The sequence below is a fragment of the Paraburkholderia sp. J67 genome (genome assembly GCF_905220265.1).
Taxonomy (GTDB): domain Bacteria; phylum Pseudomonadota; class Gammaproteobacteria; order Burkholderiales; family Burkholderiaceae; genus Paraburkholderia.
Genome location: NZ_CAJMZK010000014.1, coordinates 101,311 through 123,126 on the forward strand (window position 1 = coordinate 101,311; position 21,816 = coordinate 123,126).

Consider the following 21,816-nt stretch of genomic DNA (forward strand, 5'->3'; position numbering starts at 1 on the left):
GCATTCGAACATGAAAGTGCTGATTACCGGTGGTGCGGGGTTTCTGGGCCAACGTCTGGCGGGCGAGCTGCTCGCGCGCGGGGCGTTGCATAAGACATTGCAGGGCGGCGGCGCGCCCGAGCCGATCACCGAACTGGTGCTGCTCGACACGACGCCCGCGCATGCGCTCGACGATGCGCGCGTGCGCGTCGAAACCGGCGATGCCGCGGATCGCGCGGTGCTGGAGCGTCTGATCGACACGGACACCGCCGTGATTTTCCATATGGCCGCGCTGCTCAGCGCCGAAGCCGAAGCCGAGTTCGATCAGGGCTTGCGCATCAATCTCGACGGCACGCGTGCGCTGCTGGAGGTTTGCCGCGCGCGCGGGCATACGCCGCGTCTCGTGTTCACGAGTTCGGTGGCGGTCTATGGCGGCACGCTGCCCGAGGAGGTGCGCGACGACACCGCGCTCGATCCGCAGTCCTCGTACGGCGTGCAGAAGGCGATGGCCGAACTGCTGATCGGCGACTATTCGCGGCGCGGTTTTGTCGATGGGCGCGTGCTGCGTCTGCCGACCGTCGCGGTGCGGCCGGGTCGGCCGAGCGGTGCAGCGTCGTCGTTCGCGAGCGGCATCGTGCGCGAGGCGCTCAACGGCGAGACCGCCGTGTGCCCCGTGAGCGGTGCGACGAGCATCTGGCTGCTCTCGCCGCGCAAGGCGGTGCAGTGTCTCGTGCGGGCCAGCGAAATCGACGCGGCGGTGCTGGGCACGCGGCGCATCGTCAACCTGCCGGGCGTGTCGACGACCGTGGACGAGATGATCGAAACCCTGAGCCAGTACGGCGGCGCGAAGGCCGTGGCGCGCGTCGACTGGGAGCCGGACGAGGTGATCGAGCGCATCGTCACCAGCTGGCCGGGGCGTTGGGACGACACGCGCGCGCGCAAGCTCGGCTTCGTGGGCGATACGTCGTTTCACGCGATCGTGCAGGCCTATGTGGAAGACGATCTGCCCTGGGCGGAAAAGCGCGCGTGGGTGGGACTGCGCAAGAAGGGCGAATGAACCGACAAGACTACGAAACGCACGACGCGCGTTTTCGCTCGCTGATCCAGGCGAATGCGCCGCTGGAAAAAATCGCCGGCGATTGCCTCTGGACCGAGGGGCCGGCGTACTTTCCGGCGGCGGATATGCTCGTGTGGAGCGACATCCCGAACAACCGGATGATGCGCTGGGCGCCCGGCATGGGCGTGGGCGTGTTCCGCACCAACGCCAATTTCAGCAACGGCAACACGCGCGACAACGAAGGGCGCCTCGTTACCTGCGAGCATGGACGTCGTGGCATCTCGCGCACGGAGCATGACGGCAGCGTGGTGCTGCTGGCTTCGCACTATCAGGGCAAGCGCTTTAACTCGCCAAACGATCTTGTCGTCGATACGCAGGGCACGATCTGGTTCTCCGATCCCGACTACGGGATCATGAGCGACTACGAAGGCTTTCGCGCCGAGGGCGAGATTGGCGGCTGCCACGTCTATGCGCTGGCGCGCGGCGAGCGTGAAGCACGCCGCGTCGCCGACGATTTCGTGAAGCCTAACGGTCTGGCGTTTTCGCCGGACGAGTCGCGGCTTTATATCGCCGATTCGGGGGCGTCGCACGTGGAGGGCGGCCCGCGCCATATCCGCGTGTTCGACGTGGATGGCGGCGTGCTCCGGAATGGGCGCGTCTTCATTGAAATGGCGAGCGGCGTGCCCGACGGCTTTCGCGTGGACGAGCAGGGCAACGTCTGGACCAGCGCCGAGGACGGCGTGCACTGCTACTCGCCGCAGGGCGAGTTGCTCGGCAAGATCCTGCTGCCGGAAGTGGTGTCGAACCTCACCTTTGGCGGCTTTAACCGCAACCGGCTTTTCATTACCGCGACGTCCTCGGTGTATTCGCTCTACGTGGGCGTGCGCGGCGCGGGGCGCTAGCGCCGGGCTGCTTCAGGCAGTCGTGGAGAGCAAACCCGTGGTTTGACCGCTGGCCAGCATCAGTTGCACCAGCTCGGCCTGCGCGGTTTCCAGCGACGATTCGATCTGGTTCACGGCTGCGAGCGCGGTGCTCTGCTGCGCGGCCGCGGCCGATTTGGCCGTGTTCGCGGCACCCGAGGCGCCTGACGTATTCGAGGCGCCGCTCGTGCCGTTTGTGCCGCTCGTGCCATTTGCACCGCTCGTCGACGAGCTTTGCGAGCCCGACTGCGAGGACGCGCCAGAGGAAGAAGCGGACGCCGAACTACCGACCGCGTTCTGCGCCTGCGCCAGTTGCGACTGGAGCGATTTGATCAGCGCCTTGAGCTTGTCGATGGCGGTCGTGGTCGCATCGCTCGATGACGACGATCCTCCGCCTCCACCTCCGCCACCACCACCGGACTTCTTCGCGCCCGAGGTCGAACTCGTGGACGTGTCCGACGACGAGCTGCTGGATGTGCCGCTTGTGGCGTTGCTCGACGAACTGCTGCTATCCGTGCTGCTGCTGGTGCTCGAAGTCGCGTTCGACGCATTCGACGCGTTGGACGCCGACGTGCCGTTGCTCGTTGTACTGGTGTTTGTCGTAGCGGATGTGGTGGCGACGGTGGCCGCGCTGGTCGGCTGAATCTGCATGGCTTCCTGTCCTCGAAATGATGCGGCACCGCTCACGAGCGCGGTAAATACCCCTGATCTGGATATCGGCGATGCGCAAGCAGGCCTTGAGCGCCAAGTTGTTACCAACGCTTACCAGATGTTGCGCATGCGCTTCCGATGCATTTCACATGCTTTTGAACCGGTCCGCGTAGAGACGGCTCACGACGAGCTTCGCCGCGTGGCCGTTCAGCCGCAGCGTGAGCTTGCCGGCTTCGTCGCGCGATGCACTCGCGATGGCGTCGGCGCGCACGACCGTGCCGCGGTGGATCTGCCAGAACACGCTCGCGTCGAGCCGTTGCAGCAGATCGCGCAGCGACAGGCGGATCAGATGTTCGCGCTCGGCGGTGACGACGCGCACGTATTTATCGGCGGACTCGAAGTACAGCACCTCATCGACGGGAATCATCGTGATGGTGTTGCCCGTGCCCGCCTGGATCACGCGCAGCGGTTCCGCGCCGGCCTGCGTGGCTTCGTTCGCGATGCCGAGCAGGCCGCGTAGTTGCGCGACCAGCGGTTCTAGCGCGTTCGACGCGGTGACCGTGTTGGCCGTTGTGCGCGCGGCGAGCGCCGACTGAAGGCGCTCACAGGTGCGCGCGAGCCGCTCCGTCTGGACCGGCTTGAGCACGTAGTCGAGCGCCGCCTGCTCGAACGCGCGCACCGCATAGTCGTCGTAGGCCGTGACGAACACGACGAGCGGCGGTGCGTCGCCGGCCTCGTCTCCCGGCCAGTCTTCGGCGAGTGCCTGCGCCGCGTCCAGTCCGCTCATGCCCGGCATGCGGATGTCGAGAAACGCGACGTCGGGGCGTTGCGCGAGGCATTCGCGCACAGCTGAAGCGCCGTCGCCCACCATCGTCACGATGTGCAATTCTGGCCACAACCGCAGCAATTCGGCCTGTAGGTTCGCGGCCAGCAGGGGTTCGTCTTCGGCGATCAGGGCGGTGGCGTGCATGGGCGTGTTGCGGGAAGGGGGAAGGGAGAAGGCGCTCAGCGCGGCGAGGCGATCGGCAGGCTCACGGTGGCGAGCGCGCCGCCGCGGCCATCGCCGGGTTCGGTCAGCGTGAAGCGCGCGGCATCGCCGTAGAGCGCGGCCAGCCGCTCGCGTACCTGGCTCAGGCCGAAGCGCGTGCCGTCGGCGGGTGGGGCGTGCAGACCCGCGCCGGTGTCGCGCACGTCCAGTATGAGCGTCGCGCCTTCGCGGCGCGCGCCGATCTCGATCTCGCCGCCCGCGATGTTCGGTTCGAGCCCGTGCTTGATGGCGTTTTCCACCAACGGTTGCAGGAGCAGCGGCGGCACGGGAAGCGCGCCCAGCGCGTCGGGCAGGTCGAACGTTGCGCGCAGTCGCGGGCCCATGCGGACCTGCATCAGTTCGAGGTAGTCACGCAGGCGTGCGAATTCGGCCGCCAGTGCGTGCGAGTCCGAACGCGAGGCGTCGAGCGTCGCGCGCAGAAAGCCGTTCAGATGATCGAGCATCGCCTGTGCGCGCGGCGGATCGCTGCCGATCAGCACGCGCAGGTTCGCGAGCGTGTTGAACAGCATATGAGGTTCGAGTTGCGACACGAGCAGCCGCAGTTGATTCTCGGCGGCGGTGCGCAGCGCCGTCTGCGTGCGCACTTCCATCGCCGCGAGCCGCCCGCGCATGTAGAAGAACCAGGTGCAGCCGAGCGCCAGCGCGAAGGTCGGGCCGAAGGCGGGCAGCAGATCGCCGGTATTGCGAAAGAACGCGAACGGATCGCGGTGCACGCCGGTGAGCCAGTCGCCGATGGCGTGCCCGGCGAAGTAGCCGAGCAAGACCGAGAACACGAGCCACGGCCCCATCAGCCTCCAGCCGGGCCAGACGCGCTGGGGCGCGGCGGCGCTGGCGGTGTCGTTTGACTGGCGCTGCGTCAGGGCCGCAAGCCCATAACGGCCGCCTTCGATCAACGCCTGGATGCAGAGCGTGATGCTAAAGGAGTACTTGAGATTCGCCGCGAGCGTGTCGTGCGCCAGACTGCCGAACAGCACGGTGCTGATCGCGCCCATCGGAATCGCGATGCGCAGTTCTCGCCAGAGCCAGGCGAGCGCGTTGCGGGTGGGTTGCATGTCGCCGTCCGGGGTCGGTGCGGGTGGAGATGCGCGCGCCGCGTGGGCCGATGATGCAGGTGAGCGCGGCGTGTGGCGGATTGTAGCGTCTGGCGCCTCGCGCGGATTACCAGAGTGCGGCGTTGCGTGTCAGCACGTTGCGGGCGATGCGCCACATGGCATAGCTGCGCGAGAGGAACACCCCGCTGAATGCGCCGTAGGCCAGACCGGTGAGACAGGCGAAGTTCGCGTCGTCGATGCGTGCGGGATGGATCGCGAGCGTTGCGCCGACCGCGAATTTCACGCAGAAAAGACCCAGATAGAGCGCGAGGGGAAGCCAGCTGCCCGGTACGACCAGGCATTCCTGTGTCGCCGACCAATGCACGCCGTTCCAGGCACCTTGTGTCGTCATCACCGAAAACAGGGCGGCGGCCCCGAGTGCCCAGGCCGCGAGCGCAAGCGGTTCGTGGGCGAAGACCGAGACCACGCCATAGAGCGAGAGCGCGGTCATGACGAGTGGCAGCGTCGTGGCGCTGCGCAGCGAACGGCGGCGCGGCTCGCTTTGGCGCATGCCGAGGACGATCAGGGCGACGAGGGTGCCCCAAACCCAATGGGGCGTGTGTTGGATCAGGCTGGCAAACATGGCGGCGACCTCCGGCGTGTGGGGTGAGCGAATCGATGTGGCTCATGGTCGGGCCGTGCGGGTTTGCCCGCGACCGGAATGCGACGGACGGGCGCCTGGCGTCGCGAAACGATGGCTTTGTGGTGCGAAGTGAGATTACCGGGGGGCGCAGATAGTGATTGGGCTGACACATAATGTCTTCATACTTTTTTCATCGTGAAAATGATGTTGAGTACTTCCAGATCCATCTCGCAATGCGGCTGGTTTTGTGGAGATTTGCAAAAAGATATTATATTATTATTGATGAGTGATATGGTTCAAGGTTTGAAGGTTGGCATTTGGTTGTGATTCTGATATTAATTAATAATCTTTATTTCATTTAATTCGATTATGTTGGCGGCGTGAATTTCGAAAACGTCGTTTCTCTCGAATCCCTGATTTTATGTTTTTATTATCATGACCATGAATCGAGAAATCGAGTTAATTAGAGAGATATATCATACCGGTAATGTCGAGGAGGCTATCCGGTTGACGGATGAAATGCTCGAGCGCCAACCCGATCATCCAGAATTGCTAAATATTGCGGGTGTGTGTAATTTGAAAATAAAAAATTACGTGGCTGCCGAGGATTATCTGCATCGTTCTGTCCGGGTCGCGCCTCGATCCGCCGATGTTATGAATAACCTGGGGGTGCTGTACCGGGAGACTGGACGCCAGGAGGAAGCTGAACGATGGTTTCGTTGCGCTATTGCCGTTGTCCCGAATCACGAACAGGCTCTGTGCAATCTGGGTCTCTTGTTGCGATGGAAACGGCACCTTAAAGATGCAGAAGATTTATTATCAGGAGCAGTCAGGGAGGTACCTGAAAGCCATCGGTTGTTGAATATGCTAGGAATGATTCTTAAAGATCGGGGGCGGCTCGACCACGCCCAGACGATATTCAGGCAGGCGCTCGCGCTGCAGCCACATAACACTGACTACAAATTGAACCTCGGCAATCTCTTGCTCTATCAGGGTAACTGGCAGAGCGGGTTGCCACTCTTCGAGGCACGCTGCGCAACTGAATCCCAGGGTGCGTACGCTAGTCCGCCTCCTGTTTCGTTTCCACAATGGCGCGGGGAATCGATTGAAGGCGCGTCGCTGCTAGTGTGGCCCGAGCAGGGACTTGGAGATGAAATACAACTTTCACGCTACATCCGGAGAATTAAGGAACGCGGCGCCACGCGAGTGACATTGGTTTGCAGTGCCGCAGCGCTAAGATTATTCTCCGCTCTGACAGAGGTCGATGCGATTGTCGCTCGCGAGGCATTTGATCCTTCAATCTGTGCCGTTCATGACTTCTGGACATACATATGGAGTATTCCCCTTAATTTGCGCGAACGGCCCTGGTCGGGTTCGTCAGGCCTGCCATACCTCAATGTGTCAGCGGGCGCCGGTCTGAAATGGGAGCATAGAATTCCCAAAGGGCGACTACGAGTTGGCGTGGTATGGCGGGGAAATCCTGCTAATCCGAATGATTATTTTCGCTCTTTGCCAGCCTTGAACGTATTGGAACGTCTATGGGAAATCCCGGGAGTCGTGTTTGTTTGTCTCCAGAAAGGTGTCAGCGAAACAGCCTTGAGGTCGGAGATCGGCGATCGCTTCATCTTGAACCTTGGCAACAGGGTTACAGATCTTGCCGATGTCGCGGCAATCATTTCACGACTCGATCTTGTCATCGGCGTGGATACGGCGGTCGTCCACCTGGCGGCGGCACTCGGCAAACCCACGTGGATTCTGCTGGCGAACGTAGCAACTGACTGGCGTTGGGGATCTGACGGTGTAACTTCAGAGCTGTATCCAGGTGTTGTTAGCTTGTTTCGTCAAGGAGTCGATGATGTCGACTGGTCGGGTGTCGTCACCCGCGTCGCCGATGCACTGTCGTCGAGTCAAAAGCGTAAAGGTGCTTGACAAGGCATTGTTGCGAGTCAGGCGGATAAACCGATTTTGGTTGTAGTCGCTCGTTTTTGCGATAATTATATTAACTTCTACTCTGTTCGCAAATTCTGGTGCGTTATTTGTTTGCCTGGATTTTTAATCGATGGAACATTGCATGATTATTGATGTGAGTATTTGATGCGTTACTTAATAATTAAATATCAGTGATCATGTATCTGCGAATGGTGTTGAGGTATCGCGCGATGGCGCGCACCCCGCATTCGGTGAAAGCCACTTGGGGGCGTATCATGCGATGTCGCGCTCAGGCGCTCACACAAACGATTTCGCCAAGGCTTCCGCCCGGCTTTCTCTGGCATGCAACTTCCCGGCTCCACCGTTCCCATTTCGCTCGTGCTTGGTTTTCTCGCTGCCGCCCGCGCGCGGCCCGAAGTGGTCGAGCGCTATCTGGAGCAGGCGGGCATCCCCGGGGAATTGCTGAACGAACCGGGCGCGCGCGTGACCGAGGAGCAGTTCTCCACGCTCTATCGCATGCTGGCGATCGAACTCGACGACGAAATGCCCGGCATCTTCAGCCGCCCCTTTCGCAGCGGCACGCTGAAATTTCTCTCGCTGAGTCTGCTGGACGCACGCAATCTGGAAACGGCGCTGCATCGCTTTGGCCAGTTTTTCCATATCGTGCTCGACGACTTCCGGCTCGAATCGCGCCGCAGTGAACTGGTCGCGCAGGTGGAGCTGCGCCCGCATCCCGCGTATGGGCCGATCGGCCCGTTGGGGCAGGAGCTCATGCTCAAGCTCGCGCACGGGGTGTCGTCGTGGTTGATCGGCCAGAAGATTCCGTTCCTCCAGGTCGATCTGGCCTGCGAGCGTCCGGCTCATGCGCACGATCACCGCTATTTCTTTTCCGGCCCGGTGCGCTTTGGCTGTGAGACGGCGCTGTTCCGCTTCAGCGCGGCCTATCTGGACATGCCGATCCGGCAGAGCAAGCGCAATCTGCGCCAGTTTCTCGCACGCTCGCCGGGCGACTGGATCTTCGAATCGTTCAGCGAGCAACTGGTGAGCCATCAGGTGCGCCAGTACCTGGCGAACACGCTGCCCGATCTGCCGACCATTGAAGCGGCCTCCGAGCATCTGCATTGCTCGGTGCGCACGCTGTGCCGCCGCCTCGCCGCCGAGGAGACGTCGTTTCAGGTGCTCAAGGACGATCTGCGCCGCGACGTGGCGATCCAGCGCTTGACCGACACCCAGGACACCATCGCGGCCATCGGCGCCGATATCGGCTTCGACGATCCCAGCGCATTCCATCGCGCCTTCCGTCACTGGACCGGCAGCACGCCCGGCACCTATCGCGGGCGTGCCTGACGCGCAACCCCAAAGCGGCTGATGCGCATTCCCGGCGCAGCCCCAGTGCACACCAGGTTCAACCCTGGTCAACCTCGTATTTCACGCGTCCGTCAGACATGGCGTGGCCAGATTTGTCACTAGATGGGCCTGTTTGGACAGTCCGGCGGCGTGCCTTTGCCGCTACGATTGGCCAACATTGCCCGTACGCGAATGGCGCTCCCGCCGCTTCGCCGCAGGGCGTCCCTGATCTACCGCGTGATTGAAAGGTTCGCCATGAGCTTTACTGCCCCCGTCAAGGATATGTTGTTCGTGCTGAAAGAGCTGGCCGGCATCGACAATATTGCAACGCTGCCCGGCTACGAGGACGCCGGCTTCGAAACCGCCCAGGCGGTGCTGGAGGAGGCCGCGAAGCTGTGCAGCGAAGTGCTCGCGCCGCTTAACGTCGAAGGCGACCGCGCGCCGAGCAGCTGGCGCGATGGCGAAGTCACGGCAACGCCGGGCTTCAAGGAAGCCTTCGCGCAGTTCGCCGAAGGTGGCTGGCAAGGTTTGCAACATCCCACCGAGTACGGCGGCCAGGGCTTGCCGAAGCTCGTGGGCACGCCTTGCAACGAAATGCTCAATGCGGCGAACCTCTCGTTCGCGCTGTGCCCGCTGCTGACCGACGGCGCGATCGAAGCGCTGCTCACGGCCGGCACCGAAGACCAGAAGCAACGCTATGTCCCGAAGCTGATTTCGGGCGAGTGGACCGGCACGATGAACCTGACCGAGCCGCAGGCCGGTTCCGACCTCGCACTGGTGCGCTCGCGCGCCGAACCGCAGGCCGATGGTTCGTACAAGGTGTTCGGCACCAAGATTTTCATCACCTGGGGCGAACACGACATGGCCGGGAACATCGTCCATCTCGTGCTGGCGCGCGTGCCGAACGCACCTGAAGGCGTGAAGGGCATTTCGCTCTTCATCGTGCCGAAGTTCCTGATCAACGAAGACGGCTCGCTGGGCGCGCGTAACGACGTGCATTGCGTGTCGATCGAACACAAGCTCGGCATCAAGGCAAGCCCGACCGCGGTGCTCCAATACGGCGATAACGGCGGCGCGATCGGCTACCTCATCGGCGAGGAAAATCGCGGTCTCGAATACATGTTCGTGATGATGAACGCGGCGCGCTTCGGCGTGGGCACGCAGGGCGTGGCGATCGCCGAGCGCGCTTACCAGCAGGCCGTGGCCTATGCGAAGGAGCGCGTGCAGAGCCGTCCCGTCGACGGTTCGGCCAAAGAGTCGGTGACGATCGTGCGTCACCCCGACGTGCGCCGCATGCTCGCGACCATGCGCTCGATGACCGAAGGCGCCCGCGCGCTGGCGTATGTGGCGGCAGGCCATGCCGACATCGCGCATCGTCATGCCGACGAGGCCGTGCGCGCACGTCATCAGGCGATCTACGAATTCCTCGTGCCGATCGTGAAGGGCTGGAGCACGGAAATGGCCAACGAGGTCACGAGCCTCGGCGTACAGGTGCACGGCGGCATTGGCTTCATCGAGGAAACCGGCGCGGCGCAGCACTATCGCGATGCCCGCATCCTGGCGATCTACGAAGGCACCACGGCGATCCAGGCGAACGACCTGATCGGCCGCAAGACCGCACGCGATGGCGGCGCGGTGGGGAAGGCGCTGCTCGACGAAGTGGCGGGCACCATCGAGGCACTGGGCCAGGCAGGTGGCGCGGCGGCGACGTCGATGCGCACGCAACTGGAGCAGGGCGCGCAAGCCCTTTCGCGTGTGGTGGATTACGTGCTGGAGAACGTCAAGCGCGATCCGAACGCGGTCTTCATCGGCAGCGTGCCGTATCTGAAACTCGCGGGCATCGTGCTGTGCGGCTGGCAACTCGGCCGCGCCTTGCTGGCGGCGCAGCGCAATCTCGCCGATGACCCCGCGTTCTACGGTGCGAAGATTGCGATGGCGCAGTTCTACGCCGAGCATGTACTCTCGCAGGCGGGTGGTCTCGCGACGGCGGTGCTCGCCGCGCGCGGCGACGAAGGCGTGCTCACGCTGGCCGAAGACCAGTTCTGATTGTGGATGGTGACCGGAGCAGCGGCCTGAGACGGGCCGCGCTCCGGGAGATGGGGGAGACGCAGGATGAATTCGAACGATTTGATCGCGCAGTTTGGTCCGCGTGAATCGATGGAATACGACGTGGTGATCGTTGGCGGCGGCCCGGCCGGGCTGTCGGCGGCGATTCGCCTCAAACAAATTGCAGCGGAAAAAGGCGCCGAGATCGGCGTGTGCGTGCTGGAAAAAGGCTCGGAAATTGGCGCGCACATTCTTTCGGGTGCCGTCATGGATCCGCGAGCGATCAATGAACTCTTTCCCGACTGGAAAGAGCAAGGCGCGCCGCTGAGCGTGCCGGTGACGGAAGACAAGTTCCTGTTCCTGTCGGAAACGGGCGCGAAGTCGGTGCCGAACTGGGCGCTGCCGAACAACTTCAAGAACCACGGCAATTACGTCATCAGCCTCGCGAACGTGACGCGCTGGCTGGGCCAGCGGGCCGAAGCGCTGGGCGTCGAGATTTTCCCGGGCTTTCCGGCCGCGGAGATTCTCTATAACGACGATGGTTCGGTGAAGGGCGTCGCCACCGGCAACATGGGTATCGGTAAGGATGGCGAACCAACCGAGAACTTTCAGCTCGGCATGGAGTTGCACGCGAAGTACACGCTCTTCTGCGAAGGCGCGCGCGGGCATCTGGGCCGTCAACTGAACGAGCACTTCAAGCTGGGCAAGGACGCCGATCCGCAGGTCTACGGTATCGGCATCAAGGAACTGTGGGAAATCGATCCCGCGAAGCATCAGCCTGGCCTGGTCGTTCACACTGCCGGTTGGCCGCTCGAAAGCGACACGTATGGCGGCTCGTATCTCTATCACACCGAGAACAACCAGGTGATGGTGGGTTTTGTCGTCGGCCTGGCTTATACGAATCCGTATCTCTCGCCGTTCGAGGAATTCCAGCGCTACAAGACGCACCCGGAGATTCGCAAATATCTCGAAGGCGGCAAGCGCGTGTCGTATGGCGCGCGTGCGATCACGGCGGGCGGCCTGATGTCGCTGCCAAAGCTTGTGTTCCCCGGCGGCGCGCTGGTGGGCGACGATGCAGGCTTCCTGAACGCTTCGCGCATCAAAGGCAGCCACGCGGCGATCAAGACCGGCATGCTGGCCGCCGAAGCGGCATTCGAAGCCGTGCAGGCGGGTCGTCAGAGCGATGAACTGAGCGCCTATCCGGATGCGTTCAAAAAGTCGTGGCTGCATGAAGAACTGTACAAGGCACGCAACTTCAAGCAGTGGATGAGCAAGGGCCTGTACCTCGGCACGATCATGGTGGGCCTCGAGCAGAAAGTGCTGGGCGGCAAGGTGCCCTGGACGCTGCACCACCAGCATCGCGATCACGAGATGCTCAAGCCCGCTTCAGAATGCAAGCCGATCGTCTATCCGAAACCTGACGGCAAGCTCACGTTCGACCGCCTTTCTTCCGTGTTCATTTCGAATACGAACCACGAAGAAAATCAGCCCGCGCATTTGACGCTGAAAGACGTGAACGTGCCGGTCGGTATCAATCTGACGACCTACGCTGGCCCCGAAGCGCGTTTTTGCCCGGCAGGTGTCTACGAATTCGTCAAGGACGATTCGGACGAAGACAAATTGCAGATCAACGCGCAAAACTGCGTGCACTGCAAGACCTGTGATATCAAGGATCCGACGCAGAATATCGTCTGGGTCACGCCCGAAGGTGGCGGCGGTCCCAATTATCCGAACATGTAATGCCCACCGCGCTTCAGGCGCGGGCCCCATAGAACGAGGAGTAGACAATGAGCAAGGAAGTCGTAGTCGTTGGCGGCGTGCGGACCGCAATCGGTAAATTCGGCGGCAGCCTGAAGGACGTGGCGCCCACCGAACTGGGCGCACTGGTGTTGCGCGAAGTGCTCGCACGCAGCGAAGTCAAGCCCGAGGACGTGGGCCATGTGGTGTTCGGCAACGTGATCGCCACGGAACCCAAGGACCTCTATCTGTCGCGCGTCGCGGCCATCAACGCGGGCATTCCGGAAACGACGCCGGCCTTCAACGTCAACCGTCTGTGCGGCTCGGGCCTGCAGGCGATCGTGTCGGCGGCGCAAACCATTCTGCTGGGCGACGCCGATGTGGCGATCGGCGCGGGCGCGGAAAACATGAGCCGCGCGCCGTATATCACGCCGGATGCGCGTTTCGGCGCGCGCATGGGCGATGTACGCCTCGTCGACATGATGCTCGGCGCGCTCAACGATCCGTTTCACACCATCCCGATGGGCGTGACCGCCGAGAACGTCGCGCGCAAGTTCGACATCTCGCGCGAGCGCCAGGATGCGCTGGCGCTCGAATCGCATCGCCGCGCGGCGCACGCCATTGCCGAAGGCCGTTTCGCAAGCCAGATCGTGCCGGTCACGCGCAAGGTGAAGGGCCGCGACGTCGTGTTCGATACCGACGAGCATCTGCGTACCGACGCAACGATCGAGGACTTCTCGAAGCTCAAGCCCGTGTTCGCGAAAGAGAACGGCACGGTTACGGCGGGTAATGCCTCGGGTATCAACGACGCTGCTGCTGCAGTGCTGCTGATGTCGCGCGAAGCTGCCGAACAGCGCGGCATCGCGCCGATGGCGCGCCTCGTGGCCTATGCGCACGCGGGCGTCGATCCGCTGCATATGGGCATTGGCCCGGTGCCCGCCACGCGTCTCGCGCTGCAACGCGCGGGCCTGCGTATCGAAGACCTCGACGTGATCGAGTCGAACGAGGCATTCGCGGCACAGGCTTGCGCCGTGACGCAGGAACTGGGCCTCGATCCGGCCAAGGTGAACCCGAACGGTTCGGGCATTTCGCTGGGCCATCCGATCGGCGCGACGGGCACGCTCATCACCGTGAAGGCGCTGCACGAACTGCAACGTGTGAACGGCCGCTATGCGCTGGTGACGATGTGTATCGGCGGCGGTCAGGGCATCGCAGCGATTTTCGAGAATCTGCGCTAAGTTCCATTAGCGCGCGGCATGAGACTGGAGACACACATGCAATACGAGGCAACCCAAGCAAACGACGCGAACGAAGCCAGCGAGGACGCGACGTCGGCCTATGCCTATCCTCTCCTGATCAAGCGCCTCCTGCTCACGCCCATGGCGCATGCGCGCGAGCAGGAAATCGTCTACCGCGGCAAGGTGCGCATCACCTATGCGCAGCTTCAGGAGCGTATCGCGCGACTCGCCAATGGGCTGCAGCGCCTGGGCGTACAAAAGGGCACCACGGTTGCGGTGATGGATTGGGACAGCCATCGCTATCTGGAAAGTTATTTCGCAATCCCAATGATGGGCGCGGTGCTCCAGACCGTGAACATCCGACTGTCGCAGTCTGAAATCGCCTATACGATCGACCACGCGCGCGCCGAAGTCGTGCTGGTTCACGCGGATTTCCTGCCGGTGCTGGAGGCAATTCGCGAGAAGCTGCCGCGCGTGCATACATTCGTTCTGATCGACGATGAAGGCAACGCAACGCTGCCACCGGGCATTGAGTTCGCGGGCGAATACGAGCAATTGCTCGCCAGCAGCGGCACGCAGTTCGACTTCCCCGACTTCGACGAGAACACGCGCGCGACGACCTTCTACACGACCGGCACGACCGGTTTGCCAAAGGGCGTGTATTTTTCGCATCGGCAACTCGTGCTGCACACCATCACGGTGATGGCCGCGCTCACGAGTCCCGAGCACGGTCAGCGCGTGCATCGCGGCGATGTGTATATGCCTCTCACGCCGATGTTCCACGTGCACGCGTGGGGCATGCCGTATATCGCCACGCTGATGGGCCTGAAGCAGGTGTATCCGGGTCGCTATGTGCCGGACCGCCTCGTCGAGTTGATGCGCGAGGAAAACGTCACCTACTCGCATTGCGTGGGGACGATCCTGCACATGATGCTCAGTTGCCCGCAGGCGAAAACCGCCGACTTCAGCAAGTGGAAGGTGGTGATCGGCGGTGGCGCGTTGCCGCATGGTCTCGCACGCGCGGCGCTCGAACGCGGCATCGACATCTTTACGGGCTATGGCATGTCCGAGACCTGCCCGGTGCTCACGCTTGCGCAGTTGATGCCTTCGCGCGAGCCGCGCACGCTCGACGAGGAAGTGAGCCTGCGTTGCCGCACGGGCCTGCCGATTCCGCTCGTCGATCTGCGCATTGTCGATGCCGAAATGCGCGACGTGCCGCACGATGGCAGCGCGAGCGGCGAGGTTGTTGTGCGCGCACCGTGGCTCACGCAGGGCTATCTGCACAACCCTGATGCGTCGAAGACGCTATGGGAAGGCGGCTGGCTGCATACGCAGGACGTGGCGCGTATCGGCACGGACGGCTATCTGCAGATCACGGATCGCATCAAGGACGTGATCAAGTCGGGCGGCGAGTGGGTGTCGTCGCTCGATATCGAGAGCCTGATCTCGCAGCATCCCGCCGTGGCGGAAGTGGCGGTGATCGGCATCAAGAGCGAGAAGTGGGGCGAGCGTCCCGCCGCGGTGATCGTGCTGCGTCCCGAGCATGGCGCACCCGTGAGCAGCGAGGAAATTCGCGCGCACGTGATGCGTTTTGCCGAGACCGGCAAGATCTCGAAGTATGCGGTGCCGGAGATCGTCAAGTTCGTCGATGCGCTGGAAAAGACCAGCGTGGGCAAACTGAACAAGAAATGGCTGCGCGAGAATTTCGATTGACGTAGCAGTTGGACCCCGGCGCCGTCCTGACTCAGGCAGGGCGGCGCCGGTCGTGTGGAGCGATCTTTCAGGCGCGCCTTGGGCGCGCCTTTTTTCGTCCGCTTTCCTGTTGGCGTTATGCCTGCGTCGTGCCCGCGGTGCGCGCCCACGGCAGCCGGCGTTTCGTGGGGGCGTCCAGGCGCGGCCAATGCACGCGCTCGACGGTGATGTGGCGGCGCGGCGCATCGTCGACGAAACGTTCGAGCGTCTCGCGGATATCGCGATCGACGAAATCGGCGCGTTCCGCGTCGATCAGCACCGTGGCGCGATCGGGAATGCGGGCGAGGCAGCGCATGAGCATGGGCTTGGCAAGAAATGAGGCATCCTTACGAAACGAGAGCAGATAGTGGTCGTCGTGCTCCGCGAGGGCGAAGGTGTCGTCGAGGTTCGCGCGCATTGCCAGCAGCATGCTCACCGCAATGCCGATGCCAATGCCGATCAGCAGATCGGTCGCGAGCACGCCCACGATGGTCGCGACGAAGGGAATCAGGCGTTCGGCGCCTTCGCGCATCATCGCCATGAAAAGCTGCGGTTTCGCGAGTTTGTAGCCGGTCTGGATCAGGATGGCCGCGAGGCAGGCGAGCGGAATCAGGTTCAGCACGGTCGTCAGGGCGAATACGCTCACGAGTAGCAGCACGCCATGCACGAAGGCCGAAAGCCGCGTGCGTGCGCCCGCGTTGAGATTCGCGGAGCTGCGCACGATCACGGCCGTAATCGGCAAGCCGCCCAGTGCGCCCGCCACCATATTGCCCACACCCTGAGCCTTGAGTTCGCGGTCGGGCGAAGCGCGCCGCCGTTGCGGGTCCATCTGCTCGACGGCTTCGAGACTCAGCAGCGTTTCCAGGCTCGCGACGATGGCGAGCGTGAGCGCGACGCGCCAGACATCGGCATCGACGAATTGCGTGAAGTCCGGCAGGGCGAACGCGCCGGCCAGCGAATCGAACGAGGCGAGCGAATCCAGCGCCACGCGCTGCTCGACCGGTAAGGCGAGCGCAGGCGCGAACGCATCGAGCAGCACCGTCGTGCCGATGCCAAGCGCCACCACCGCGAGTGGTCCAGGCACGGCGCGCACCAGCGCGTAGCGTTTCGCGCGCGGCGTTTCCCAGGCGAACAGCAACGCCACGGATACGACGGCGAGCACGAGCGCGGGCAGCAGCACAGGTCCAAAAGGCGTAGCGAGCGTGGCCGCGGTGTCGTGCGGATGCGTCGCGCCAGGCGCGCTGAGACCCAGGCCCAGCGGAACCTGCTTGACGATCAGCAGCAGGCCGATCGACGCGAGCATGCCCTTGATGACGGGCACGGGCACGAAGCTCGCCAGTTGCCCGGCGCGCAGCAGGCCCAGCACGACTTGCAGCGCGCCTGCGATCAGCACGGCGCACAGAAACGCAGAGAAACTGCCGAGCGTGCCGATGGCCGAGACCACGATCACGACGAGGCCCGCCGCCGGGCCGCTCACGCTCAGGTGCGAACCGCTGAGCAGCGCCACCACGAGGCCGCCGACGATCCCTGAGAGCAGGCCGGCGAACGGCTCGACCCCAGAGGCCGTGGCGATGCCCAGGCATAGCGGCAGCGCGACGAGAAAGACGACGATGCCCGCGAACAGGTCGCTACGCAGGCTCGCGAAGTCGAAGGAGCGAGATTTCGGCATGGAAAATCCAGTGTGGAGAGGTCGGTCGAAACGGGTGTCAGGCCGCGACGGCGGCAATGGGCGCGTCCTGAGTGTCATGCAGTTGCAGCAGACGTCCTTCGCGCAGACCGAAAACCCAGCCGTGCACTTGCGGTTTGCGCTTCGCATCGCGCAGGATCGGCGATGCTTCGAGGCGCTTGACCTGTTCGATGACGTTGAGCTCGGCGAGATGGTCGACGCGCTGGTCCATTTCGGTGATGGCGTCGAGTTCGGCACGATGGCGCAGCGCCAGATCGCGCAGTCCGGCGATGCGCCGGTTCACGAGCGGCAGCGCGGGTGAGGGCGGCGAGAGCGCCGCGCGCACGCCGCCGCAGTGATGATGGCCACAGACGATGATGTGCTCCACTTCGAGCGCGTGGACGGCGTATTCGACCACGCTGGACGCGTTGGCATCGTCGGCGGCGAACAGGTTGGCAATGTTACGGTGTACGAATAGTTCGCCCGGTTTCGCGTTGATGATGCGCTCGGCCGGCACGCGGCTGTCCGAGCAGCCGATCCACAGCACGCGCGGCTGCTGGCCTTGCGCGAGTTGGGAGAAGAAGTCCGGTTCGCGGGTGGCGACTTCGGTCGACCACGCAAGGTTGGCGAGCAGGAAGCGTTTCGGAGGGTTCATCGATGCAAGCTCCAGAGGTGAACCGGCTGGCAACGGGGGAGTCGCCGGTGTGAAATTCAATTCTTACGAATTGCTTTCTGTAGCATGCTTCGAAAAAAAATCGCGCCCCAGGAAAAAAATTCGAAAAATATTCAGGTCGTAGGTTTTATGGCATTTGCATGGTTCCAGACCGCGTTGCGCGGGCCTTTTCGGGTGCAAGCCCGGCTATTTCAGTGATCGTCCACACGCGTTGGGCGTCTAGATTCCCTTTCCCTGCTCTTGTCGATCGACCGGTTTGACGTTATATTTTTTATAACAATAGAACCTGAGAGAGTACCGCGAGCAAGGTTGCGCGCCCGGATAATTCACGGGCGCGCAGCGTTTGCACGGATCATCACATGGCATCATCCGACACCTGGCTGGTCCGCTACCCCTTGTTCCGCGAGGCGCTTTTTCATGGCGCCATGCCCCTGAGTGCGTTGCCCGCGCAGGCGCGCACGGTCGTGGCGAAACGCGTGTTCGCAGGCGACGTCGCGGGAGACATTGCCGCAAGCGCGCCCGGACACCTTGTGAGCGACGTGCGGGTAGCTTTCGTGGAATTGCCGATGAGTCTGGTCGACCAGGCGGTGCGCGATCATTGCGCGCCAGAAGGCGGCGGCGGCCCGGGCAGCGGCGACGACGCCAGCCTGGACGCCGCGATCGGCGAAACCCGCCTTCACTATCCCAGGGTCGCCAGGCCGCCTTGCCTGCTGATGCCGGGGCAGGGCGTCTTTCTGGACGGCTGGATGCGTTTTCTGGTCTATCGCGCGCGCGGCGATGTCACGGTGCCCGTGCTGGCGGTCGACTGGTTCACACTCTATGAACGGATTGCGCGTGAGCTTGAAGGCGCGCAAGCGGCCACGTCGTATTCGCCAGCGTTCGGCTACGCCCAGTCGTCGCGCGTGCCCGGTCTGGTCGAATAGAGAGAATTAGAAGAAAGCCTCCGCGGCCGCGGCGCCCGATCCCCGGCGCAAAAACCGTGGCGCGAATATCGGCGCGGTAGAATCCTTCGCCCTCCCATGCGCGCGTCGTGCGTGGGGAAGACCGAGCAGTCGACGAGATGCGAATTCGCCACCATGACGCGCCCTGCTGATATCTACTTCCGTTTCCTCCAACTCGCGGACGCCTTGCGTGGCCTGCCCGCGTTGCCGGCGCTCGACCCGCTGGAGCAGCGTATTCTGGAACTGGTGGCGCGCGTTGCGCAGACGAACGAGCGTCTTTCGGTGCGCGACATCATGGGCAAGAGCGAACTGGGTTCGCCCGCTACGCTGCATGCGCGCCTTACCTCGATGCGCGAGAAGGGGTGGCTCCGGCTGGGTGATACCGAGGACGCGCGCCGCAAGCAGGTCGAACTCACGCCCGCCGCGCTGCGCCACTTCGACAAGTTGTCCGAGGCGTTGCTGCGCGCCGCGAAGGATCAGTGACGGTTTTCGCTCGTTGAGTTTCCACGCTTCGCTTCGACTCCCATGATTCACAAGGTTCTGGTCAGTGCATGCCTGCTTGGCAGCCCGGTTCGCTATAACGGTGCGGCGAAGACGCTCGCGCATCCGCTGCTCGAAGCGTGGCAGCGCGAAGGGCGCGTGGTCTCCGTTTGTCCCGAGTTGATGGGCGGATTTGGCGTGCCGCGTCCGGCGGCTGAAATCGCGCGTGCTGAATCGGGTGATCGCGTGCTGGCGGGCGCGGCGCAAGTGGTCGATGCGTCCGGTGCCGATGTCACGGCGCTGTTCGTTGCGGGTGCGCGGGCCGCGCTGGCGAGCGCACTTGAACACGATTGCCGCTTTGCGTTGCTGATCGACGGCAGTCCGTCGTGCGGTAGCCGGTTCATCTACGACGGCAGTTTTTCCGGCCAGCGTCATGCCGGGGCAGGGGTGACTGCGGCTTTGCTTCGAGCGCATGGAATCGAAGTTTTCGCGGATTCCGAAATCGAAGCGCTGGGTGAGCGGTTGGCGCAAGAAGAGGCGTGATCGCACGTCGCTAACTATTTTCGCGTCTGCATCTTCATTGCCTCAGGCCACCGCACCTTGAGCGCGCAAGCCTTTCTCTTTTGTAGTGGCTCGCGCTCGGAGAGCTTCGCTAACTTCCTCAAGTCGTCAATTTCCCGCTGAAGTGCGTTCGAACAAGCGCTATACACCAAAAATACGAACATTATAAAAGTAATGTCAAAATTAAAGACGCATAAGGTAGAAAATTGACGGTTTACGTTGTAATATTAACGAATTGAATCGACGTAATCCCGCCATGAACGACGCCGCTCCCGACGAAGTCCGCATCACAGCCGAAATCGAACGCCTCAAGGCCGAATTCCCCAAGACGCGCGAGCTCTACCGGGAAGTGTGTGCGCTGCTCTTCTTCCGTTTTGGCGTGACGCCCACGGCAAATCGCCTCTATCAACTGGTTCATCGCGGCAGCATGGGGACGCCCACGGCGGTGTTGTCCGAGTTCTGGGCTGAGTTGCGCGAAAAGAGCCGCGTGCGTATCGAGCACGCGGACCTGCCGGAGGAGTTGCAGGGCGCGGCGGGCGAGTTGGTCGCCGCGTTGTGGACGCGTGCCACCGCTGCTGCGCAGGCGTCGCTGGAAGCGTTACGGGTGGAGGTCGAAGACGTACGGCGGGAAGCGCAGTCCAGTGTTGCGACCTTGCAGAACGATCTCGCGCGCACTGAAACGGCGCTGGAGCAACGGACCACGGCGCTGCTCGCCGCGCAGGTGCGCATACACGAACTCGAACAGGCCCAGGCCGCAGCGGAAGCCACGCGCGCCGCGCTGGAGGGGCAGGTCGAGCGCCTTCAGCAGGCGGCCCGCGAGCGCGATGCGGCGCTCGTGCAGGCGCGCGCCGATTTCGCCGCCGAACTCGACAAACTGCGTGCCGGCGCAGAGTTGGCCGAAACGCGTCTCCAGGCGGCGGAGAAACGCGCCCTGCTCGAAATCGAGCGCGAGCGTACCGCCAACACACGCCTGCAACGCGATCTCGAGGCCGCGACGAAGCGCGCCACGCGCGCTGAAGAAACCGCACGCGCTGAAACGCAGACGCTCCAGGGCCAACTGGGCGATCTGCGGCATCAGGCGGGCATGCTGGAAGGACGGCTGGAAGCGATGCGCACGACGCACGCCGTGCAGACTCAGGAGTTGGAGGCGCTGCGCAGCAAAGCGAGTGCAGCGGCAACGACCGCAGTCCCAACCACACGGCGCACCTCACGGCGCGCGGCTCGCTCCGCGGAAGTCGCCGCAAAGCCATTGCGCGTTGCGCGCAAAAAAGTCGTCAAGGACTGACAAAGCCCACCGGGCCGGCGGCGTTTCGTGGCCCCATCCACATGCTGGCTGCTGGATCTACCCTTGGGGCCACCACTTCGCTACTGTAATCGGCTTTCCCACACTGCAAAGCAGGAGAAGCCGAGGATGTCCGAGAGCGATAACAACGATGCCGATTCCATCGCCACTCAAGGCGCGCCGTCGTCGCGCACGCGCGTGCGGCGCATCGCGCAGCGGGCGCAGTACGATCGCGCCACGCTGCACGCGATTCTCGACGCGGCCTACGTCTGCCACGTCGCTTTCGCGGACGAGCACGGCGTGCATTGCATTCCCACGGCTTGCTGGCGCGAAGGCGACCATCTCTACATCCACGGCTCGAACGGCAGCCGCATGCTCAAGCTCGCCGCCGACGGCGCGCAGGTCTGCGTGACCGTCACGCACCTCGACGGTCTCGTGCTCGCGCGTTCGGCATTCAATCACTCGATGAACTATCGCTCCGCAATGATCTACGGCGCGTTCGAAGTCGTCGCGAACGATCACAAGGCCGCGGCGCTCGATGCGTTCATGGAGCACATCGCACCCGGACGTGTGCATGAGGCCCGCGCGGGCAACCGCAACGAAATGGCCGCGACCACGGTGCTGCGCCTGCCGCTTGACGAGGCGGTCGCGAAGGTGCGGGCCGCCGGTCCCGGGGACGACGAAGAGGACCTCGATCGCCCCGTCTGGGCGGGCGTGCTGCCGATGGCGCTGCGCCCGCTCGCGCCCGAGCGCGACGGCGAGTTGCCGGAAGGCGGAGAACCGGCTTACGTGAGGGAGTGGGCGAACCGTGCGGCCAGCGCGAGCCGGTAGTCCGCTGGTTTGGTGATTCAGACCT

The 21,816-nt window shown here is 63.3% G+C and carries 19 protein-coding genes; 14 read left to right on the plus strand and 5 right to left on the minus strand.

The window, feature by feature from the left end; translation table 11 throughout:
* Nucleotides 1-10: 10 nt before the first annotated feature.
* The 3 genes from denD (at nt 11) to U5782_RS23950 (ending at nt 2,599) form a co-directional block, all read left to right on the plus strand.
* On the plus strand, nt 11-1,036 hold the full coding sequence (gene denD / locus U5782_RS23940; protein ID WP_322046361.1) for a D-erythronate dehydrogenase: 1,026 nt from the start codon (nt 11-13) through the stop codon (nt 1,034-1,036).
* Nucleotides 1,033-1,938 (plus strand): SMP-30/gluconolactonase/LRE family protein, encoded by a 906-nt coding sequence (locus tag U5782_RS23945; protein WP_322046362.1) that lies wholly within the window; start codon nt 1,033-1,035, stop codon nt 1,936-1,938. Before denD ends, U5782_RS23945 begins: the two co-directional genes overlap by 4 nt.
* 160 nt (nt 1,939-2,098) lie before the next feature.
* Entirely contained in the window at nt 2,099-2,599 is a 501-nt protein-coding gene (locus U5782_RS23950) for a hypothetical protein (protein WP_322046363.1), read from the plus strand.
* 153 nt (nt 2,600-2,752) lie between these two features.
* Here U5782_RS23950 and U5782_RS23955 read toward each other — a convergent pair whose 3' ends face one another.
* The 3 genes from U5782_RS23955 to U5782_RS23965 form a co-directional block, all read right to left on the minus strand.
* Nucleotides 2,753-3,577, minus strand: coding sequence for a LytTR family DNA-binding domain-containing protein (locus U5782_RS23955; RefSeq protein ID WP_322046364.1), 825 nt, complete (start codon nt 3,575-3,577; stop codon nt 2,753-2,755).
* A 35-nt stretch (nt 3,578-3,612) separates the two neighbouring features.
* Complete coding sequence (locus U5782_RS23960) at nt 3,613-4,707, minus strand: sensor histidine kinase (protein ID WP_322046365.1); 1,095 nt, start codon at nt 4,705-4,707, stop codon at nt 3,613-3,615.
* Between the two features lie 106 nt (nt 4,708-4,813).
* The gene (locus U5782_RS23965; protein WP_322046366.1) at nt 4,814-5,329 is read right to left on the minus strand and encodes a DUF6622 family protein; all 516 of its coding nucleotides are present in this window, start codon (nt 5,327-5,329) and stop codon (nt 4,814-4,816) included.
* A gap of 435 nt (nt 5,330-5,764) precedes the next feature.
* On the opposite strand from U5782_RS23965, the gene U5782_RS23970 reads away from it, so the two are divergent.
* The 6 genes from U5782_RS23970 to U5782_RS23995 all read left to right on the plus strand — a co-directional run bounded on the left by U5782_RS23970 (nt 5,765) and on the right by U5782_RS23995 (nt 15,339).
* Nucleotides 5,765-7,258: a tetratricopeptide repeat protein gene (locus U5782_RS23970; protein WP_322046367.1), complete on the plus strand. Its 1,494-nt coding sequence runs from the start codon at nt 5,765-5,767 to the stop codon at nt 7,256-7,258.
* Nucleotides 7,259-7,600: 342 nt separating this feature from the next.
* Nucleotides 7,601-8,605 (plus strand): AraC family transcriptional regulator, encoded by a 1,005-nt coding sequence (locus tag U5782_RS23975; RefSeq protein WP_322046368.1) that lies wholly within the window; start codon nt 7,601-7,603, stop codon nt 8,603-8,605.
* 255 nt (nt 8,606-8,860) lie between these two features.
* Complete coding sequence (locus U5782_RS23980) at nt 8,861-10,651, plus strand: acyl-CoA dehydrogenase (protein WP_322046369.1); 1,791 nt, start codon at nt 8,861-8,863, stop codon at nt 10,649-10,651.
* Nucleotides 10,652-10,717: 66 nt separating this feature from the next.
* Nucleotides 10,718-12,391, plus strand: coding sequence for an electron transfer flavoprotein-ubiquinone oxidoreductase (locus U5782_RS23985; RefSeq protein ID WP_322046370.1), 1,674 nt, complete (start codon nt 10,718-10,720; stop codon nt 12,389-12,391).
* Between the two features lie 47 nt (nt 12,392-12,438).
* Nucleotides 12,439-13,626, plus strand: coding sequence for a beta-ketothiolase BktB (bktB, locus tag U5782_RS23990; protein ID WP_322046371.1), 1,188 nt, complete (start codon nt 12,439-12,441; stop codon nt 13,624-13,626).
* Between the two features lie 36 nt (nt 13,627-13,662).
* On the plus strand, nt 13,663-15,339 hold the full coding sequence (locus U5782_RS23995; RefSeq protein WP_322046372.1) for a fatty acid--CoA ligase: 1,677 nt from the start codon (nt 13,663-13,665) through the stop codon (nt 15,337-15,339).
* Nucleotides 15,340-15,454: 115 nt separating this feature from the next.
* Here U5782_RS23995 and U5782_RS24000 read toward each other — a convergent pair whose 3' ends face one another.
* Entirely contained in the window at nt 15,455-17,026 is a 1,572-nt protein-coding gene (locus tag U5782_RS24000; RefSeq protein WP_322046373.1) for a SulP family inorganic anion transporter, read from the minus strand.
* 37 nt (nt 17,027-17,063) lie between these two features.
* On the minus strand, nt 17,064-17,678 hold the full coding sequence (locus U5782_RS24005) for a carbonic anhydrase (protein ID WP_322046374.1): 615 nt from the start codon (nt 17,676-17,678) through the stop codon (nt 17,064-17,066).
* A 377-nt stretch (nt 17,679-18,055) separates the two neighbouring features.
* On the opposite strand from U5782_RS24005, the gene U5782_RS24010 reads away from it, so the two are divergent.
* The 5 genes from U5782_RS24010 to U5782_RS24030 all read left to right on the plus strand — a co-directional run bounded on the left by U5782_RS24010 (nt 18,056) and on the right by U5782_RS24030 (nt 21,791).
* On the plus strand, nt 18,056-18,619 hold the full coding sequence (locus U5782_RS24010) for a hypothetical protein (protein ID WP_322046375.1): 564 nt from the start codon (nt 18,056-18,058) through the stop codon (nt 18,617-18,619).
* Between the two features lie 153 nt (nt 18,620-18,772).
* The gene (locus tag U5782_RS24015; RefSeq protein ID WP_322046376.1) at nt 18,773-19,120 is read left to right on the plus strand and encodes a winged helix DNA-binding protein; all 348 of its coding nucleotides are present in this window, start codon (nt 18,773-18,775) and stop codon (nt 19,118-19,120) included.
* 42 nt (nt 19,121-19,162) lie between these two features.
* Nucleotides 19,163-19,660 carry a DUF523 domain-containing protein gene (locus U5782_RS24020; RefSeq protein WP_322046377.1) on the plus strand — a complete coding sequence of 166 codons (498 nt, stop codon included), beginning with the start codon at nt 19,163-19,165 and terminating at the stop codon, nt 19,658-19,660.
* A gap of 274 nt (nt 19,661-19,934) precedes the next feature.
* Nucleotides 19,935-20,963, plus strand: a complete 1,029-nt coding sequence (locus U5782_RS24025) for a DNA-binding protein (protein ID WP_322046378.1) — start codon at nt 19,935-19,937, stop codon at nt 20,961-20,963.
* Between the two features lie 126 nt (nt 20,964-21,089).
* On the plus strand, nt 21,090-21,791 hold the full coding sequence (locus U5782_RS24030) for a pyridoxamine 5'-phosphate oxidase family protein (RefSeq protein WP_322046379.1): 702 nt from the start codon (nt 21,090-21,092) through the stop codon (nt 21,789-21,791).
* Nucleotides 21,792-21,816: the final 25 nt, after the last annotated feature.

Coding starts and splice junctions, on each gene's coding strand:
- denD (WP_322046361.1), top strand. CDS start 11: ATGAAAGTGCTGATTACCGGTGGTGCGGGGTTTCTGGGCCAACGTCTG.
- U5782_RS23945 (WP_322046362.1), top strand. CDS start 1,033: ATGAACCGACAAGACTACGAAACGCACGACGCGCGTTTTCGCTCGCTG.
- U5782_RS23955 (WP_322046364.1), bottom strand. CDS start 3,577: ATGCACGCCACCGCCCTGATCGCCGAAGACGAACCCCTGCTGGCCGCG.
- U5782_RS23960 (WP_322046365.1), bottom strand. CDS start 4,707: ATGCAACCCACCCGCAACGCGCTCGCCTGGCTCTGGCGAGAACTGCGC.
- U5782_RS23965 (WP_322046366.1), bottom strand. CDS start 5,329: ATGTTTGCCAGCCTGATCCAACACACGCCCCATTGGGTTTGGGGCACC.
- U5782_RS23970 (WP_322046367.1), top strand. CDS start 5,765: ATGACCATGAATCGAGAAATCGAGTTAATTAGAGAGATATATCATACC.
- U5782_RS23975 (WP_322046368.1), top strand. CDS start 7,601: ATGCAACTTCCCGGCTCCACCGTTCCCATTTCGCTCGTGCTTGGTTTT.
- U5782_RS23980 (WP_322046369.1), top strand. CDS start 8,861: ATGAGCTTTACTGCCCCCGTCAAGGATATGTTGTTCGTGCTGAAAGAG.
- U5782_RS23985 (WP_322046370.1), top strand. CDS start 10,718: ATGAATTCGAACGATTTGATCGCGCAGTTTGGTCCGCGTGAATCGATG.
- bktB (WP_322046371.1), top strand. CDS start 12,439: ATGAGCAAGGAAGTCGTAGTCGTTGGCGGCGTGCGGACCGCAATCGGT.
- U5782_RS23995 (WP_322046372.1), top strand. CDS start 13,663: ATGCAATACGAGGCAACCCAAGCAAACGACGCGAACGAAGCCAGCGAG.
- U5782_RS24000 (WP_322046373.1), bottom strand. CDS start 17,026: ATGCCGAAATCTCGCTCCTTCGACTTCGCGAGCCTGCGTAGCGACCTG.
- U5782_RS24005 (WP_322046374.1), bottom strand. CDS start 17,678: ATGAACCCTCCGAAACGCTTCCTGCTCGCCAACCTTGCGTGGTCGACC.
- U5782_RS24010 (WP_322046375.1), top strand. CDS start 18,056: ATGGCATCATCCGACACCTGGCTGGTCCGCTACCCCTTGTTCCGCGAG.
- U5782_RS24015 (WP_322046376.1), top strand. CDS start 18,773: ATGACGCGCCCTGCTGATATCTACTTCCGTTTCCTCCAACTCGCGGAC.
- U5782_RS24020 (WP_322046377.1), top strand. CDS start 19,163: ATGATTCACAAGGTTCTGGTCAGTGCATGCCTGCTTGGCAGCCCGGTT.
- U5782_RS24025 (WP_322046378.1), top strand. CDS start 19,935: ATGAACGACGCCGCTCCCGACGAAGTCCGCATCACAGCCGAAATCGAA.
- U5782_RS24030 (WP_322046379.1), top strand. CDS start 21,090: ATGTCCGAGAGCGATAACAACGATGCCGATTCCATCGCCACTCAAGGC.